Origin of the sequence: gamma proteobacterium SS-5 (assembly GCA_009497875.2) — a bacterium.
Classification (GTDB): domain Bacteria; phylum Pseudomonadota; class Gammaproteobacteria; order Chromatiales; family Chromatiaceae; genus Magnetovirga; species Magnetovirga frankeli.
Window position 1 is genome coordinate 1390631 of sequence record CP032508.2, and the last position, 15259, is coordinate 1405889.

A 15259-nucleotide genomic window follows, 5' to 3' on the forward strand; every position below is an offset into this window, starting at 1 on the left:
CCTGACCATTCACCTATAGCCTGCGAAACCGCCATGCCCCATGCCAGCAAAATCCTCTCCCTGTCCCTGCTCTGCCTGTTGCTTGCCGCCCCGCTGGCGGCCAAGCCCCCGGTGGCCGAGGAGGCGGCCCAGTCCGCCAAGCCCGAGCAGCAGGAGCTGCCCATCGACGAGCTGCGCGCCTTTGCCGAGATCTTTGGCCGTATCAAGAACGACTATGTCGAGCAAATCGGTGACCGCAAGCTGATCGAGCAGGCCATCCGCGGCATGGTCAGTGGTCTTGATCCCCACTCCAGCTATTTGAATACCGATGAATATCAGGACCTGCAGGAAGGCACCAGCGGCGTGTTTGGCGGCCTGGGCATAGAGGTGGGCATGGAAAACGGCTTCGTCAAGGTGATCAGCCCGATCGACGACACCCCGGCGCAGAAGGCCGGGCTCAAGCCGGGCGACATCGTGATCAAGCTCGATGGCAAGAGCGTCAAGGGCATGACCCTGGACGACGCGGTAAAGATCATGCGCGGAGAACCCGGCTCAAAGATCACCCTGACCCTGATGCGCGAAGGGGTCGATGCCCCGATCGAGGTCACCATCGAACGGGCCGTGATCAAGGTCAAGAGCGTCAAGCATCGGCTGCTGCAACCGGGCCTGGGCTATGTGCGTCTTACCACCTTTCAGTCGCGCTCCCTGATCGACCTGACCAACGCCATCAACCGCCTGCAGGAAAAGGCCAAGGGGCCGCTCAAGGGCCTGATCCTCGACCTGCGCAACAACCCCGGCGGGGTGCTCACCGCTGCCGTGGCGATCAGCGACGCCTTCCTGGAGGACGGCCTGATCGTCTATACCGAAGGCCGTTTGGAGAACTCCGAGACGCGCTTCTCCGCAGGCCCCGGCGATCTGATCAATGGAGCGCCCCTGGTGGTGCTGGTCAACGGCGGCTCGGCCTCGGCCTCGGAGATCGTCGCCGGTGCCCTGCAGGACCGTCAGCGGGCGCTGATCCTGGGCAGCCAGACCTTCGGCAAGGGCTCGGTGCAGACGGTCATCCCGGTGGGCGAGCACGGAGCCCTGAAGCTGACCACGGCGCGTTACTTCACCCCCTCGGGCCGTTCCATCCAGGCCGAGGGCATAGCCCCGGACATCATCATCGCGGATCGGGAGATCGTCACCAAAGAGAAGGATGACACGGCGGCCCAGGTCAAAGAGGCCGACTTGGCACGGCATTTGAATAATGGCAAGGAGACCGATCCGGATGCCAAAAAGGCGTCCCCCGACAGCCAGGAGCACGGCAATGCCGATCAGCCAAAAGACGACAGCGATCTCAAGCAACTGCTGCAAAAGGACTATGTGCTCAACGAAGCACTCAACCTGCTCAAGGGCCTGAGCATCTTCAGTGCGCGCAGCAACAATGAGCCGACCCCAGCTTCAACCCAGGCCCCAGCCCAGGTTCCCAGCGAGCCTGGCAAGGAGACCCCGCCCCAGCCCTGAGGCCAGGGGCCAGGACTGCTCCAAGCGCTCGCCCCTGCGGTGGGGCGCTGGCCGCTGGACGGGATTGCTGCTGCTGACGCTGTTCATTGGCCTGCTGCCCCTGGCCGCCTGGTCGGCCGGGCGCATGGCCATCATCATCGACGACATGGGCTACAGCCTGCGCAACGGCAAGGCCATGCTGGAGCTGCCCGGCGAGATCACCTACTCCTTCCTGCCCCATGCCCCCTACACCCCGCAGCTGGTGCAGCTGGCCGAACGGCGCAACAAGGAGATCATGGTCCACCTGCCCATGCAGGACCTGACCGGCAAGGAACTGGACCCCGGTGGCCTGACCCTGAACATGGGCCGTCAGGATTTTTTTCGAACCCTGCTCGATAGCCTGGATGCCGTACCCCAGGCGGTGGGGGCCAACAACCACATGGGCAGTCTGCTCACACGCCACGCCGGGCCCATGCACTGGCTCATGCTCGGCCTGAAGAGCTATGGCGACCTGTTCTTCATCGATAGCCTCACCCACAACCAAAGCATCGCCCTGGACATCGCCCAGGAGGCCCAGGTGGACAGCCTGGCGCGGGATGTATTTCTCGATCATCAGCGCAACCCGGCCAGCATCGGTCGTCAGTTCGATCAGCTACTGCGCATCGCCCAGCAAAGAGGGCAGGCCATAGGCATAGGCCATCCCTACCCGGAAACCATTACCGTTTTACGACAAAAACTGGCCAATCTGCCCCAGTCCGCTGTATCTTTGGTCAAGGCCTCCCACTTGCTTGACCCGAACCGAGAGAGAACCCCGCTATGGCACGCATCCTCATCCCCCTGGCCCCAGGCTGTGAAGAACTCGAAGCCGTCACCCTGATCGACCTGCTGCGCCGCGCTGGTCTTGAGGTGATCAGCGCCGGGCTGGATGATCAACCGGTCAAGGCCAGCCGGGGCGTGGTACTGATACCGGACTGCGCCCTGGATCAGGTGCTGGAGCAGGAATTCGACATGATCGTCCTGCCCGGCGGCCTGGCCGGTGCCGATGCCCTGGATCAAGACCCGCGCATCCACCAGCTCGTGCAGCGCATCGCCGCGCAGGGCGGCTACACCGCCGCCATCTGCGCAGCCCCCAGGGTGCTGGTCGGCCTGGGCCTGCTCGATGGCCGTCAGGCCACCGGTTATCCGGGGCTGCTGGAGGCCATGGGGCGGCCCCAGGTCCAGCTGCGGGATAGCCCCGTGGTGTGCGACGGACGGGTAATCACCTCCCGTGGTCCTGGCACCGCCATGGACTTCGCCCTGACCCTGATCGAACAACTACTCGGACGCGCCGCCCGAGAACAGGTGGAAGGCCCCTTGATGCGGCCTTGATTCATGGCTCGGGAGTCGGTCCCAGGCCCTTGTCTGCTTGCAACCCAAGCGTCACCCTTACGAGGAGAACACCAATGACCGAGATTACCCAAGTCAGCGGCATAGGCCAGGCCGCCGCCGTCCTGCTCAAGGAACAGGGCCTTACCAGCGCGGAGGACCTGGCCGCTGCCAGTATCCAGGCCCTGAGCGCGGTCAAGGGCTTCGGCCCGGCCCGGGCGGCAAGGATCATCGCCAATGCCCAGCAACTGCTCGCCCAGCCGGAACCCCAGCCCCAGCCCGAGCCCGAGCCAACCGCAGAGCGGGAAAAGGCGACCGAGACGCCCCAACCCAGCGCAAAAAAGACCCAGGAGGACAAGCCGAAGGGGGCAAAGAAGGCAAAGGCGGCCAAGGGGGGTAAGGCCAAGAACAAGAGCAAGAGCAAGGCCAAAGACAAAGACAAAGACAAGGCCAAGAAGAAAAAGGCCAGTAAGCCAAAGGCCAAGAAAGACAAAAAGCCCTGAGTGGGCAGCCTTCAGCCGTCAGCCTTCAGCGGTCAGTTGCCGGCCCCCAGTCCCGAACGCCACTCCACAAAAGCTGCAAAAAAGTGTGGACAAGGCCTTACTCTCTGATTATGATAATCACTATCAACTGAGTGGATGGCCCTATCCCCTTGCCTCCGTTTCAGGCTGTTCGCTCTCCCATTACCCGGTCCCTGCGCCGGGTGTTTTTTTACCTGGCCCAGCGCCTGCAACCCCGAGCAAAGGACCGACAATGGCCGATCCCAAACAAACCACGGCAAAACCCATCAAGGTCGCCCTGGTGGGCAACCCGAATACCGGTCGTACCACCCTGTTCAATCAGCTGACCAAGTCCCGTGGCGGCACCGGCAACTATCCTCGGGTCACCGTGGGGGTCAAATCCAAGGTGATCGAGCACAAGGGCTGGGCCATCGAAGTGGTTGACCTGCCGGGGATCTACTCCCTCAGCTCGCGCACCGATGAGGAGCTGCAAAGCCGGGAGTTCATCTACCAGCAGCAGCCGGACATGCTGATCAATGTGGTGGATATGGGCCATCTGGAGCGCAACCTGCTGCTCACCAGCCAGCTGATCGAGATGGGCGTGCCGCGCATCATCGCCCTCAATATGAAGGACGAGGCCCAGCACAAGGGTGTCGAGGTGGAGCTTGCAACCTTCTCCACCCTGCTTGACTCGCCGGTGGTGGAGATGGAGGCACGCAACGGCAAGGGCGTCACCGAATTGCTGGATAGCATTGTGCAGGAGGCGGAAAAGGGCTTCCATCACGACCCCATCCGCATCCCCTATGACGATCACCTGGAAGAGGCCATAGAGCGGGTCACCGCCAAGTACCGCGAGCTGCACAGCGATGAGCTGAACGAAATCCAGATCCGCTGGCAGGCGATCAAGCTGCTGGAGGGTGACGATAGCGTATTGCAACAGGAGAGCGACCACAGCGCCCTGATGGCCATGGTGGAGGAGGAACAGCGCCTGCTCAAGGAGCAGCACGACGAAAGCGCCGCGTTGATGCTCAACGATGGTCGCTACGGCTTTGTCAACGGTCTGATGCACGAGACCGTGAGCCTGAACATGGATACCGCCCTGCAGCGGGTGGATGTCACCCGGGTATTGGACTCGGTGCTGTTGCATCGCTGGTTGGGGCTGCCGCTGTTTCTCGGTTTCATGTGGCTGATGTTCGAGACCACCTTCACCCTGGGTGCCTACCCCATGGACTGGATCGACATGGGCGTGGGTGCCCTGTCGGACGGCCTCAACCAGGTGCTGCCCGAGGGCCTGTTCAAGGACCTGATCATCAACGGCATCATCGCCGGGGTGGGCGGCACCATTATCTTTCTGCCCAATATCGTCATACTCTTTTTCTTCATCGCCCTGTTCAGCGAGACCGGTTATCTGTCCCGCTCGGCCTTTCTCATCGACCGCATGATGCACAGCTTCGGCCTGCACGGTAAGGCCTTCATCCCCATGCTCACCGGCTTTGGCTGCAACGTACCGGCGATCATGGCCACCCGCACCATAGAGAACAAGAAGGACCGCCTGGTGGCCATGCTGGTGATCCCCTTCATGAGCTGCGGTGCCCGCCTGCCGGTGTATATCCTGTTCATCAGCGTGTTCTTTGCCGACAACTCCGGCACCGTACTGTTCAGTATCTATCTGATCGGCATAGTGGTGGCCCTGTTCGCGGCGGTATTTCTCAGCAAAACGGTGGTGCGCGGGGCCAATACCTCGCCCTTCCTGATGGAGCTGCCGCCCTACCGCAAGCCCAGCTACAGCGCGGTGATGAACCACATGGGGGAGAGCGCCCTGGAGTTTCTGAAGAAGGTGGGCGGCATCATCGTCATCGGTTCCATCATCATCTGGCTGTTGCAGACCTTCCCCCAGGAGGTGCCCCTGTCCCAGGACTACGCCCAGGAGATCGCCAGCCTGGAGGCCCAGCCGGAGAGCGAGGCGCGTAATGAGCAGATCGGCGAGCTGAACAACGCCATGGCGGCGGAGATCCAGCGGGGCCGCTATCTGGGTCAGATCGGTGCGGTGATCGAGCCCATCTTTCACCCCCTGGGCTTTGACCTGAACGCCTCCATCGCCATCCTCACCGGGATTGTGGCCAAGGAGGTGATAGTGGCCACCTTCGGCGTCCTCAACGCCCAGGGTGAGGAGGCCACCGAGGAGGATACCGGTCTGAGGGCGGCCATTGCCTCCTCCATGACCGCCACCTCGGCCTTTGCCTTCATGATCTTCTCCCTGTTCTATATGCCCTGTTTCGCCACCATTGCCATGTTCTACCGTGAGTCCGACTCGTCCCTGGCCTGGACCGGCTTCATGGTGGCCTTCTCCACCAGCATTGCCTATGCCCTGGCCCTGCTGGTGGTACTGGTCGGGCCCTGAGCCATGGCCTACAGCTGGACAGTCTGGGATTATCTGACCCTGGCGGTCACCCTGCTGGTGGTATTGGGCTATGTGTTGCTGCGCATCAAGGAGGCCCTGGACGGCAAGAGCGGCTGCAACAGCTGCTGCAGCGGCTGCGGCAGCAACCAATGCCCAGCCGAACCGCCGCCAAACAGCCTGCGCGGCATAGAGATCCGTGCCGAGCCGTTAGACGAAAAATCCAAACAGGACAGTGCGCGGGAGTGATCAACCAGGCCAGCCCAAGGCTGTAGGAGCGCCCTTGGCCGCGAAGGGCTCCCACAGGCCAGCCCAAGGCTGTAGGAGCGGCCTTGGCCGCGAAGGGCGCTTAAGTTTGAAGGGTGAAGTTTGAAGGAATGAGCGCCAAATCCCCCCCCTTTACAAAGGGGGCAGGGGGATTTCTTCTGCCCCCTGGCCCGGATGCAGCGAAGCGGAATCCGAGATCAATGCGATTCACCAAAAGGGTGCGGGTTTTACGGCCAGCCCCCGGAAAGGCCCCAAATTGGTGCAATTTTTGTTGAATTTATTCAATAAAATCAGTTGCCTATAATCGATCTACGGGTTAATATTTCAGCACCTTTACAACCTATCGAGGATAGACCCATGCGCAACAAACTCCTGCCCCTGGCCATCGCCAGCGCCCTCACCAGCACCCTGGCCTCCGCCCCCCTGCTGGCCCAGGACCTGACCATCTACGGTGCCATGCACTACAGCCTGGATTATCTGGACACGGATTCCGCCGCCGTGCTGGATGACACCGACTGGGCCACCGGCGTCAATCGCGCCAGCTTCATTGGCGTCAAGGGCTCTGAGGACCTGGGCAATGGCCTCAAGGCGATTTTCAAGATCGAATCCAACATCAACGACAGCGTTGGCAGTTTCAATACCTACGTCGGCCTGAGCGGTGACTGGGGCACGGTATTCATGGGCCAGCATGACACCCCCTACATGATTGCCACCGATTCCCTGGATCTCTTTGTGGATACCCTGGCGGATTCCAATGTGGTGCTTGGTTCAACGGCGCTAAACGGCTCCTTTGCCCTCACCGTGCCCCAGACCATTGCCTACATCTCACCGGACATGAATGGCCTGACCCTGGCCGGTGCCTGGGTACAGCATCTGGTGGATGAACCCCTGGGCGTGAGCGACACCAACGCCGTCAGTCTGGCTGCCATGTACGCCAACGGCCCCCTGTTTGCCAGCCTGGCCTATGAAGACCACGCCAATGGTACCGCTATTGGCGGTGCTGCGGATGCCGATGCCTGGAAGCTGGGTCTGGGTTATCAGGCCAACGGCTTTACCGCTGGCCTGGTCTATGAACAGGTGGATGGCAGCGGCCCGCTGACCGGCCTGGAAGTGGACAACCTGATGCTCAGCGCCTCCTATGCCGCTGGTAACAATGTGTTCAAGGTGCAGTATGGTGATTCCGACTCCAACCGGGTGGGTGGTGATTTCGACTACTGGGCCATAGGCCTGGATCACAACCTGAGCCAGCGTACCAAGGTCTATGCCCTGTACACCGCACTGGATAACGACAGCCTGGGTTTGGGCGCGCTGAACTGCGCGGATACGGTGAGCTCCAACGACCAATGCGTAGCCGACCACGACGGTCTGTCGGTAGGCATACAGCACAGCTTCTAAAAACAGGAAGATGGGGGGCTGAGGACAGAAATCAGTCCTCCGTCCTCTGTCACCTGCACAGGTTCAAGCACAACCGTTCCAGCATCAGCCAGGGGTCCTGCTTGCGCCAGCCCTTGATGCAGGCGTCCACCTCGCCGCAGCGGATCAGGGCCTGTTGCAGGCGCTGGGGGCCGAGGCGTTTGAGGGCGGCGCTGACCAATGGCTTGCGCTTGGGTGGCCAGGCCCCGTTCGCCACGGTATTGAGGTTGCCGCCCTGAGCCACTTGCTGGGCCATGGGATAGAGGCCGCGCAACTCCCGGCTGATGGCCCAGAGCACCACAGGTTCGGCCACGCCCTCACCACGCAGGCCGGCCAGTATGTGTACGCAGCGGGACGGATGACCGGCCAGGGTCTCGTCCATCAGACCAAAGACATCGTAGCGGGCGCTGTCGGCAACCGCCTCCAGCAAGGCCTCCTGACTGATCGGCCCTGGGCCGTGCAGCAGCAGGAGTTTGTCTATCTCTTGCTTGGCCGCCAGCAGATTGCCCTCCACCCGCTCCGCCAGCAGGGCGGCAACCCCAGGCTGCGGTTGCAGGCCATGGCCGCGCATACGCTGCTCCAGCCAGGCGGGCAGTTGACGGGCCTCCACCGGCCAGATCTGTAACAGAATCCCCACCCGATCCACTGCCTTGAGCCACTTGGTGGTCAGCTGCTTCTTGTCGATCCTGGGGGCATTGATCAGCAGCAGGCTGTCCTCGGGCGGCTGCTCGCACCAAGCGCTCAGGGCCTTGCTGCCCTCGTTGCCGATGGCGCTGGAGTGCAGATGCAGATCAAACAGGCGGCGGTCGCCAAACAGGGAGCGGTTGGCACCCTCATCCGCCAGCCGGTTCCAGTCGAAATGGGCCTGGGTCTCCAGGCGGATGCGTTCGCTAAAGCCCTGGGTACGGGCCTGGGCGCGGACCAGATCGGCGCACTCCAGCATCTGTAGCGGCTCGTCGCCGCTGAGCAGCAGCACCGGCGGCAAGGGCCGCTTGAGCTGGGTGGCCAGTTGTTCCGGCTTCAGTCTCATTGGCCCTGCGCGGCTTTGACCTGATGGGCCATCTGCCGCAGCAGCCGACTGGCCAGCTGCTGGTGCATGTCACGGCGTAGCTCGGATTCTTCATACTGACGCCCCAGGGTCTCGGTCTCCGGGTTGGTATAGACCCGGCTGACGCGCAGCTGCTGGGCCTGTTCCCGCTCCAGCCGGTCCGGCGGGCTACCCAGACGGAAGGATAGCTGCTCGATCAGCTCATACTCCAGCACCTTGCCGCGTGAGCCGATGGAATGTACCCGCTTGTCGCGCAGGTGATTGAACACATAAAGGGTCTGCCTGGCCTCGGCGGGGTTGTCGGTCAGCTCCACCTCGGCCCCGCGCAGGTTATTGCGCAGCACCTGGGTGAAGGGGTCGGCCAGGGCCAGGCCATTGATGTAGAGCGGGCTGATCTGCGGCATGGCCATGCCGCCGTCGGTACCGCGCAGCTGATAGCCACAGCCGCTGAGCAGAACTATCAGCAACAAGGGGAAAAACAAGTGCTGTTTCGACATCTCAGTCTCCTAACCCGGCCAGGCCGGAACCAAAAAGGACGCAGAGGACGCAAAGAAGCGCGGAGAGCGCAGAGGGGTAAAGGTGTTTCTGATTACCCACAAACCTCGGCCCATCGACTCGAATAGGGCGGCCCGTGGCCGCCGCGCCACTCAGCACAGTGGCTGGTCGGCGGGCACGGCCCGCCCTATGCAAAAGGACGCAGAGGGCGCAAAGAAGCGCGGAGAGCGCAGAGGGGTAAAGGTGTTTCTGATTACCCACAAACCTCGGCCCATCGATTCGAATAGGGCGGCCCGTGGCCGCCGCGCCACTCAGCACAGTGGCTGGTCGGCGGACACGGCCCGCCCTATGCAAAAGGACGCAGAGGGCGCAAAGAAGCGCGGAGAGCGCGGAGTGGTAAAGGTGTTTGTACAAGAAAAATTCAATCCTCTGCGTCCTGAAATTTTCGACATGTTGTTCTGCATTTCACTGGCAGCGTATAGGGCGGCCCGTGGCCGCCGCGCCGCTTATCACAGTGGCTGGCCGGCGGGCGCGGCCAGGCCACCGGTGATCCCGTCAATTGCGCCCTTTTCGTATCTTGGCGTCCTTTGCGATCCGGTTTGTTAACGCCTCTAGTTGGCCACTATGTTGACCAGCTTGTTGGGCACCACTATGACCTTGCGGATTGTGGCATCCCCGATGAAGCGTTGCACGTTTTCGTTGGCCTTGGCGGTAGCCTCGATGCTGGCCTGATCGGCCTCGGCATCCACCTCGATATTGGCGCGCACCTTGCCGTTGACCTGCACCACATAGGCGATGCGCTGCTGCACCAGGGCAGTCTCGTCCACCTCGGGCCAGGGGGCCTGGAGGATGTCCGCGCCAAAGCCCAGCGTCTGCCACAGATGATGGCTGACGTGGGGGGCGATGGGGCTGAGCAGGCGCAGCAGCAGGCTCAGACCCTCGCACAGCAGGCTGGCATCCGCCGGGCCATCGCCGAGCTTGTTGAGGCTGTTGACCAGGGTCATGCAAGCGGAGACCACGGTGTTGAACTGCTGACGTTCATAATCGAACAGGGCCTTCTTCAGGGTCTGGTGGATCTCCCGGCGCAGAGCCTGCTGGTTCTCATCCAGCGCTGCCCCGGCCGCATCGGGCAGGTCTTGCAGCCGCAGCGCCAGGGCCCAGACCCGCTTGAGGAAGCGATGGGCACCCTCGACACCCTCATCGGACCATTCCAGGGATTGCTCCGGCGGCGCGGCGAACAGGGTGTAGAGCCGCACCGTGTCGGCGCCGTAGCGGTCGATCAGGGTCTGCGGGTCGATGCCGTTGTTCTTCGACTTGGACATCTTCTCGATGCCGCCGATCTGCACCGGCTCGCCGTCGCTATGCAGGCGGGCACCCAGGGGGCGGCCCTTGTCGTCGCGCTCCAGGGTCACATCCGCCGGGTTGAACCAGTCCTTGCCGCCATCGGCGCGCTCACGATAAAAGGTTTCCGCCACCACCATGCCCTGGGTGAGCAGGCGGTTGAACGGCTCGTTGCAGCGCAGCAGGCCCTCGTCGCGCATCAGCTTGTTGAAGAAGCGCGCATAGAGCAGGTGCAGCACGGCGTGTTCTATGCCACCCACATACTGATCCACCGGCAGCCAGTAGTTGGCCTCTTCGTCCAGCATGGCCTGGTCGTTGCCGGGGCAGCAGTAGCGGGCGTAATACCAGCTGGATTCAAAGAAGGTATCGAAGGTGTCGGTCTCGCGCTGGCGGCCATCGCCCAGGTCGTAGAACGCGGCCATCTTCTTCAGCGGTGAGCCGGAGCCATCGACCACCACATCCTCCGGCAGCAGCACCGGAAAGGCTTCCGCGGGCTGGCTGCTGCCATCGGCCTGTTTGATCATGGGGATCGGGCAGCCCCAGTAGCGTTGGCGCGACACGCCCCAATCGCGCAGGCGGAAATTCACCCGCCGCTCGCCCTTGCCGTGCTCCACCAACCAATCGGCGATGGCATCAAAGGCCTGCTCGGAGCTGAGGCCATCAAAGGGGCCGGAATGCTGCAGCAAGCCCTTTTCCACATAGGCCGCCTGGTCTATGCCGCAGTCGCTGCCATCGACGCTGAAGATCACCTGTTGCTTGGCAATGGCGTATTTCTCGGCGAACTCCCAATCGCGTTGATCGTGGGCCGGTACCGCCATCACCGCGCCGGTGCCATAGCCCATGAGGACGAAATTGGCGGCATACACCGGCACCGGCTCGCCGCTGACCGGGTGCAGGGCGTTGATACCCAGGGCATGGCCCTTCTTCTCCATGGTCTCCAGCTCCGCCTCGGACACCCCGCCCTGCTTGCATTCGGCGATGAAGGCGGCCAGCGCCGGGTCGTGTTCAGCAGCGGCTAGCGCCAGGGGGTGCTCGGCGGCCACGGCAACGTAAGTAACGCCCATCAGGGTGTCCGGGCGGGTGGTGTAGATCTCCAGCGGCGCCTGACCGGGAATGTCGAAGCGCATCTGCACCCCCACCGAGCGGCCGATCCAGTTGCGCTGCATGGTGCGCACCTGCTCCGGCCAGTGCTCCAGCTGCTCCAAATCATCCAGCAGTTCCTGGGCGTAGTCGGTGATCTTGACGAACCATTGCTCGATCTCGCGCTTTTCCACCGGCGCGCCGGAGCGCCAGCCCTTGCCGTCGATCACCTGTTCGTTGGCCAGCACCGTTTGGTCCACCGGGTCCCAGTTCACCGTCGCCAGCTTCTTGTAGGCCAGGCCCTTCTCCACCAGGCGGGTGAACAGCCATTGCTCCCAGCGGTAATAGTCCGCATCGCAGGTGGCCAGCTCCCGCGACCAGTCGTAGCCAAAGCCCAGACGCCTGAGCTGGCCCTTCATTTCGGCGATGTTGGCGCGGGTCCACTCCGCCGGCGGGCGACCGTGCTTGATCGCCGCGTTCTCCGCTGGCAGGCCGAAGGCATCCCAACCCATGGGCTGGAGCACGTTCTTGCCGAGCATGCGCTGGTAGCGGGCGATGACATCCCCCAGGGTGTAGTTGCGCACGTGACCCATGTGCAGCTTGCCGCTGGGATAGGGGAACATGGACAGGCAGTAGAACTTCTCCCGAGTCGGATCGGGGCGGGCGCGGAAGCTCTGTTGCGCTTCCCAATAGCTCTGGGCAGCGGCTTCAAGGGATTGGGGTTCGTAGGATGCTTGCATGATTGCTGGGGCCGGGGTGCGGTTGAAGGGGTGAGCTAACTATTGTTCCCTCTCCCCCTCGGGGAGAGGGTCAGGTAGTTAGGCTTTTTATCTGTGTGCTCTGTGGCTCTGTGGCTAAATATTCGTTTTAGGGTCATTTCAGGCCCGCAAGCATACCGGAAACGGCCCATCCAGGTAATAGCTAGCCCAAGGGCGCGACAAGTTCGTCAAACTGCGCCTGAATCTCATCCCCCAGCTGGGTAAACTTGGGGTTCAGCCCCTGCTGGCCGGGATCCTGAGCCGAAATATCCATGTAACGCTGCTCTACCACGGCACCGGCCTGGCTGTTGGCCACATGGACCAGATCACTCAGGCTGTTGATCTGGTCCAAACGGGGCCGGGGCGTGTCGTGGTCCTGCACGGCATCTACCAGCCGCGAGGGCAGGCCCAAGGCCCCAAGCAAGGCATGACCCAGGCCATCGTGCCACTTGCCGATCAGATACTTCACCGTCTCCGGCCGCTGGCGCAGCTCCTCATACTGGGCCGCCCGAAACAGCATGTAAAAGGCCCCGATATCATGGGTCAGGCCGGCCAACTGGGCCTCGCCGGGGTCAAAATGAGCAAAATGCCGATTCAGCACCAGCGCGGCGCTGGCCGTCTTCAACGAATGCCGCCAAAAGCCAAACAACAGGTCACTGAACACGCTCACCGGGCCACCGATCAAAAACTGCCGCACCACCAGCTTGCGCGCCAGCACCCGCGCCCGTTGCAGGCCCAGCCGCGCCACTGCCGAGGGCAGGTCATACACCGGCCCATCCAGCGGTCCGAAATCCGGCAAATTGGCCAGCCCCACCAGGCGCGCGCTCAGCAGTGGGTCCAGTTGCAGCAGGCCCACCAGCTGATCTTCAGACAGCTGCGGGGCCTTCAGGGCAGAACGCAGGCGCAGAACCAAATCAAAATGGCAGGGGAACACCACATCCCCCGACAACTCCCCGGCAATGTCCTGCAGCATCTGAAACCGTTGCTGCTCAAGGGCCTTGCCACTCTTATTCTCATCCGAGGTCAAATCGGTCTCCAGTCAGTCAAAATTCAATCCACGCCAAGTCCAGTCAACTCGGTCCGTCAAGCAGAAAGAGGCCTATCTTCAGGGCTGGCGCTGTCCCTCCCCTGATCCATAGGTTAACATTCATCGCAAAGGGGGAGACACCAACATGAACATCATCATCACCTTCATTCCGAACAGCACCACCCTGCAGGAACTGGAGCGCTTCGTCCGCTCCGGCCTGGGGCTGCCGCTGGCCTTCTGGAACAAGGCCAAGCTGCGCCACTGCGACATCCTCAACATCCTCGACCGCGACACCGGCGGCCGCGAGGCCCACGGCCTGGCCTACTTCATCAGCGATGAGGCCGCCGACCAGGCGGTCAAGGCCCTCAATGGCAAAAAGATCAACGGCAAGCCGGTGGAGGTGCGCCGCTTCTTCTACCGCAGACCCGGTGACCAACGCAAGAGTCTGGGCAACCTCAAGGGCAAGGCCCTGGTCAAGGATGCCCGCCGCACACACCTGAGCATCCGCTCCCTGGCCACCGGCAACCAAGCCTTCGGCGGCGACGACGCCATGCCCGAGCGCAAGATCTTTGAAGACGGCCCGGAAAGGGAACTGGGCTGGGAGGCCGTGGACCTGCCCGATGCCGCAGACGCGCCCAGCAACCGCAGCACCATCCGGCTGGACCAGCGCCAAGCGCAGGAGAACACAGCCAAGGCCCCGGAAGGGGCCGCCCTCAAGCCCGGCAACGCCGCCCCCCTGGGCAGCGCCGGGGAATCGGAGCAAGAGGTAATAGACCTGAGCGATCAGCTCAAGGAAATGGAAGACCCCAAGGAAGGCAAATAGGAGACTGTCGGGCAAAAAGGGATCAGGTCTGGATTTTAGCGGCATAGGGCGGGCCGCGCCCGCCGGCCAGCCACTGTGATAAGCGGCGCGGCGGCCACGGGCCGCCCTATGTGCGTTAATCAACCGGATCGCAAAGGACGCCAAGATGCGCAAAGGGCGCAAAGGGTTTGCGGGTTGTTCGTCGCGCCTGGGAGTTCCGAGCGCTGGCTCGGAGGTGTAAGTGAAAAGGGATCAGGTCTGGATTTTAGACCCTGTTCTGCTGTAACTGTAAATGGACGGGAATCAGGCTGAATGCGCCGCCTCGGCCAACACCTTGGTAACCCACTTGTTCAGACTGCGCCCTTGGCGTTTGGCGGCCTTGATGGCGGCGGCATGGATCGCTGGGTCAATTCGCAGCATCAGTCGGCCGCTGGCAGGCTTGTCGGGTTCTTGGTCGAGTTTGGCGCAGGCCGCCAGGTAATCATCCACGGCAGCATGAAACGCCTGCTCGAACCCGACTACCGACTCGGCGTGAAAGCCGATGATGTCGTCAATATCCAGCACGCGGCCGACGATGATCTTGTCGTCAGGATCGAATGTCATGCTGGCTTGATAGCCTTTGTAGGTCATGGTGTTGTTCATGGGGCCTCTCCGAGTTGCCGTAAAAATTCGCGCACCAGTTTGATCCGATATTTCAGGGCATCGTCACCCGGATGCGGCCGATGAATGGTTAGCTTCCTTCCGTTTCTGGCAAAGGTAACGGATGAACCGCTGCTTTCGATCAGGGTGCAGGCCATCGCCATCAGCAGCGATTCGATGCGGGACCATTTCATGTTGCCATTGACCGGGTCGGTAAAGAGTTCGGCGCGGGTTTTGCGGTGCTTGCTGTTCACGGCATTAATGATAGCACTCTAGCCTGCGTGGGAAAGCAAGAAGGGATCAGGTCTGGATTTTAGCGGCATAGGGCGGGCCGCGCCCGCCGGCCAGCCACTGTGATAAGCGGCGCGGCGGCCACGGGCCGCCCTATGTGCGTTAACCAGCCGGATCGCAAAGGACGCCAAGATGCGCAAAGGGCGCAAAGGATTTGCGGGTTGTTCGTCGCGCCTGGGAACTCCGAGCGCTGGCTCGGAGGTGTTAGTGAAAAGGGATCAGGTCTGGATTTTAGCGGCATAGGGCGGGCCGCGCCCGCCGGCCAGCCACTGTGATAAGCGGCGCGGCGGCCACGGGCCGCCCTATGCGCGTTAATCAACCGGATCGCAAAGGACGCCAAGATGCGCAAAGGGCGCAAAGGGTTTGCGGGTTGT

The 15259-nt window shown here is 62.3% G+C and carries 14 protein-coding genes; 8 read left to right on the forward strand and 6 right to left on the reverse strand.

Going from position 1 to position 15259, the window contains the following annotated elements:
* Positions 1–33: 33 nt before the first annotated feature.
* The 7 genes from D5125_11740 (at position 34) to D5125_11770 (ending at position 7386) form a co-directional block, all read left to right on the forward strand.
* Entirely contained in the window at positions 34–1482 is a 1449-nt protein-coding gene (locus tag D5125_11740) for a S41 family peptidase (GenBank protein QFY90101.1), read from the forward strand.
* Positions 1483–1546: 64 nt separating this feature from the next.
* The gene (locus D5125_11745) at positions 1547–2338 is read left to right on the forward strand and encodes a divergent polysaccharide deacetylase family protein (protein QFY90102.2); all 792 of its coding nucleotides are present in this window, start codon (positions 1547–1549) and stop codon (positions 2336–2338) included.
* A complete protein-coding gene (locus tag D5125_11750; protein QFY90103.1) occupies positions 2278–2829 on the forward strand; it encodes a DJ-1/PfpI family protein in 552 nt (183 codons plus the stop codon). The genes D5125_11745 and D5125_11750 overlap by 61 nt, the downstream gene beginning before the upstream one ends.
* 74 nt (positions 2830–2903) lie before the next feature.
* Positions 2904–3329 (forward strand): helix-hairpin-helix domain-containing protein, encoded by a 426-nt coding sequence (locus D5125_11755; GenBank protein QFY90104.1) that lies wholly within the window; start codon positions 2904–2906, stop codon positions 3327–3329.
* Positions 3330–3579: 250 nt separating this feature from the next.
* Complete coding sequence (feoB, locus tag D5125_11760) at positions 3580–5727, forward strand: ferrous iron transport protein B (protein ID QFY90105.1); 2148 nt, start codon at positions 3580–3582, stop codon at positions 5725–5727.
* A 3-nt stretch (positions 5728–5730) separates the two neighbouring features.
* Positions 5731–5973, forward strand: coding sequence for a hypothetical protein (locus D5125_11765; protein ID QFY90106.1), 243 nt, complete (start codon positions 5731–5733; stop codon positions 5971–5973).
* A 375-nt stretch (positions 5974–6348) separates the two neighbouring features.
* Complete coding sequence (locus D5125_11770) at positions 6349–7386, forward strand: porin (GenBank protein ID QFY90107.1); 1038 nt, start codon at positions 6349–6351, stop codon at positions 7384–7386.
* 49 nt (positions 7387–7435) lie between these two features.
* Here the strand turns inward: D5125_11770 and D5125_11775 are convergent, their stop codons facing one another.
* From D5125_11775 to D5125_11795, 4 genes are all read right to left on the reverse strand, one after another.
* The gene (locus D5125_11775; protein QFY90108.1) at positions 7436–8434 is read right to left on the reverse strand and encodes a DNA polymerase III subunit delta; all 999 of its coding nucleotides are present in this window, start codon (positions 8432–8434) and stop codon (positions 7436–7438) included.
* Positions 8431–8949 (reverse strand): hypothetical protein, encoded by a 519-nt coding sequence (locus D5125_11780; protein ID QFY90109.1) that lies wholly within the window; start codon positions 8947–8949, stop codon positions 8431–8433. The genes D5125_11775 and D5125_11780 overlap by 4 nt, the downstream gene beginning before the upstream one ends.
* Positions 8950–9558: 609 nt before the next feature.
* On the reverse strand, positions 9559–12108 hold the full coding sequence (locus tag D5125_11790) for a leucine--tRNA ligase (GenBank protein ID QFY90111.1): 2550 nt from the start codon (positions 12106–12108) through the stop codon (positions 9559–9561).
* 181 nt (positions 12109–12289) lie between these two features.
* Positions 12290–13153 (reverse strand): HDOD domain-containing protein, encoded by an 864-nt coding sequence (locus D5125_11795; GenBank protein ID QFY90112.1) that lies wholly within the window; start codon positions 13151–13153, stop codon positions 12290–12292.
* Positions 13154–13298: 145 nt separating this feature from the next.
* Between D5125_11795 and D5125_11800 the strand changes: the two genes are divergently transcribed.
* Positions 13299–13976, forward strand: coding sequence for an RNA-binding protein (locus tag D5125_11800; protein QFY90113.1), 678 nt, complete (start codon positions 13299–13301; stop codon positions 13974–13976).
* A 282-nt stretch (positions 13977–14258) separates the two neighbouring features.
* Here the strand turns inward: D5125_11800 and D5125_11805 are convergent, their stop codons facing one another.
* The gene (locus tag D5125_11805; protein QFY90114.1) at positions 14259–14597 is read right to left on the reverse strand and encodes a type II toxin-antitoxin system HicB family antitoxin; all 339 of its coding nucleotides are present in this window, start codon (positions 14595–14597) and stop codon (positions 14259–14261) included.
* The gene (locus D5125_11810; GenBank protein ID QFY90115.1) at positions 14594–14848 is read right to left on the reverse strand and encodes a type II toxin-antitoxin system HicA family toxin; all 255 of its coding nucleotides are present in this window, start codon (positions 14846–14848) and stop codon (positions 14594–14596) included. Before D5125_11810 ends, D5125_11805 begins: the two co-directional genes overlap by 4 nt.
* Between the last annotated feature and the right edge of the window lie 411 nt (positions 14849–15259).

Bases quoted from the DNA above. Each gene is read 5' to 3' on its own strand.
- D5125_11740 (QFY90101.1), top strand. From the start codon at position 34: ATGCCCCATGCCAGCAAAATCCTCTCCCTGTCCCTGCTCTGCCTGTTG.
- D5125_11750 (QFY90103.1), top strand. From the start codon at position 2,278: ATGGCACGCATCCTCATCCCCCTGGCCCCAGGCTGTGAAGAACTCGAA.
- D5125_11755 (QFY90104.1), top strand. From the start codon at position 2,904: ATGACCGAGATTACCCAAGTCAGCGGCATAGGCCAGGCCGCCGCCGTC.
- feoB (QFY90105.1), top strand. From the start codon at position 3,580: ATGGCCGATCCCAAACAAACCACGGCAAAACCCATCAAGGTCGCCCTG.
- D5125_11765 (QFY90106.1), top strand. From the start codon at position 5,731: ATGGCCTACAGCTGGACAGTCTGGGATTATCTGACCCTGGCGGTCACC.
- D5125_11770 (QFY90107.1), top strand. From the start codon at position 6,349: ATGCGCAACAAACTCCTGCCCCTGGCCATCGCCAGCGCCCTCACCAGC.
- D5125_11775 (QFY90108.1), bottom strand. From the start codon at position 8,434: ATGAGACTGAAGCCGGAACAACTGGCCACCCAGCTCAAGCGGCCCTTG.
- D5125_11780 (QFY90109.1), bottom strand. From the start codon at position 8,949: ATGTCGAAACAGCACTTGTTTTTCCCCTTGTTGCTGATAGTTCTGCTC.
- D5125_11790 (QFY90111.1), bottom strand. From the start codon at position 12,108: ATGCAAGCATCCTACGAACCCCAATCCCTTGAAGCCGCTGCCCAGAGC.
- D5125_11800 (QFY90113.1), top strand. From the start codon at position 13,299: ATGAACATCATCATCACCTTCATTCCGAACAGCACCACCCTGCAGGAA.
- D5125_11805 (QFY90114.1), bottom strand. From the start codon at position 14,597: ATGAACAACACCATGACCTACAAAGGCTATCAAGCCAGCATGACATTC.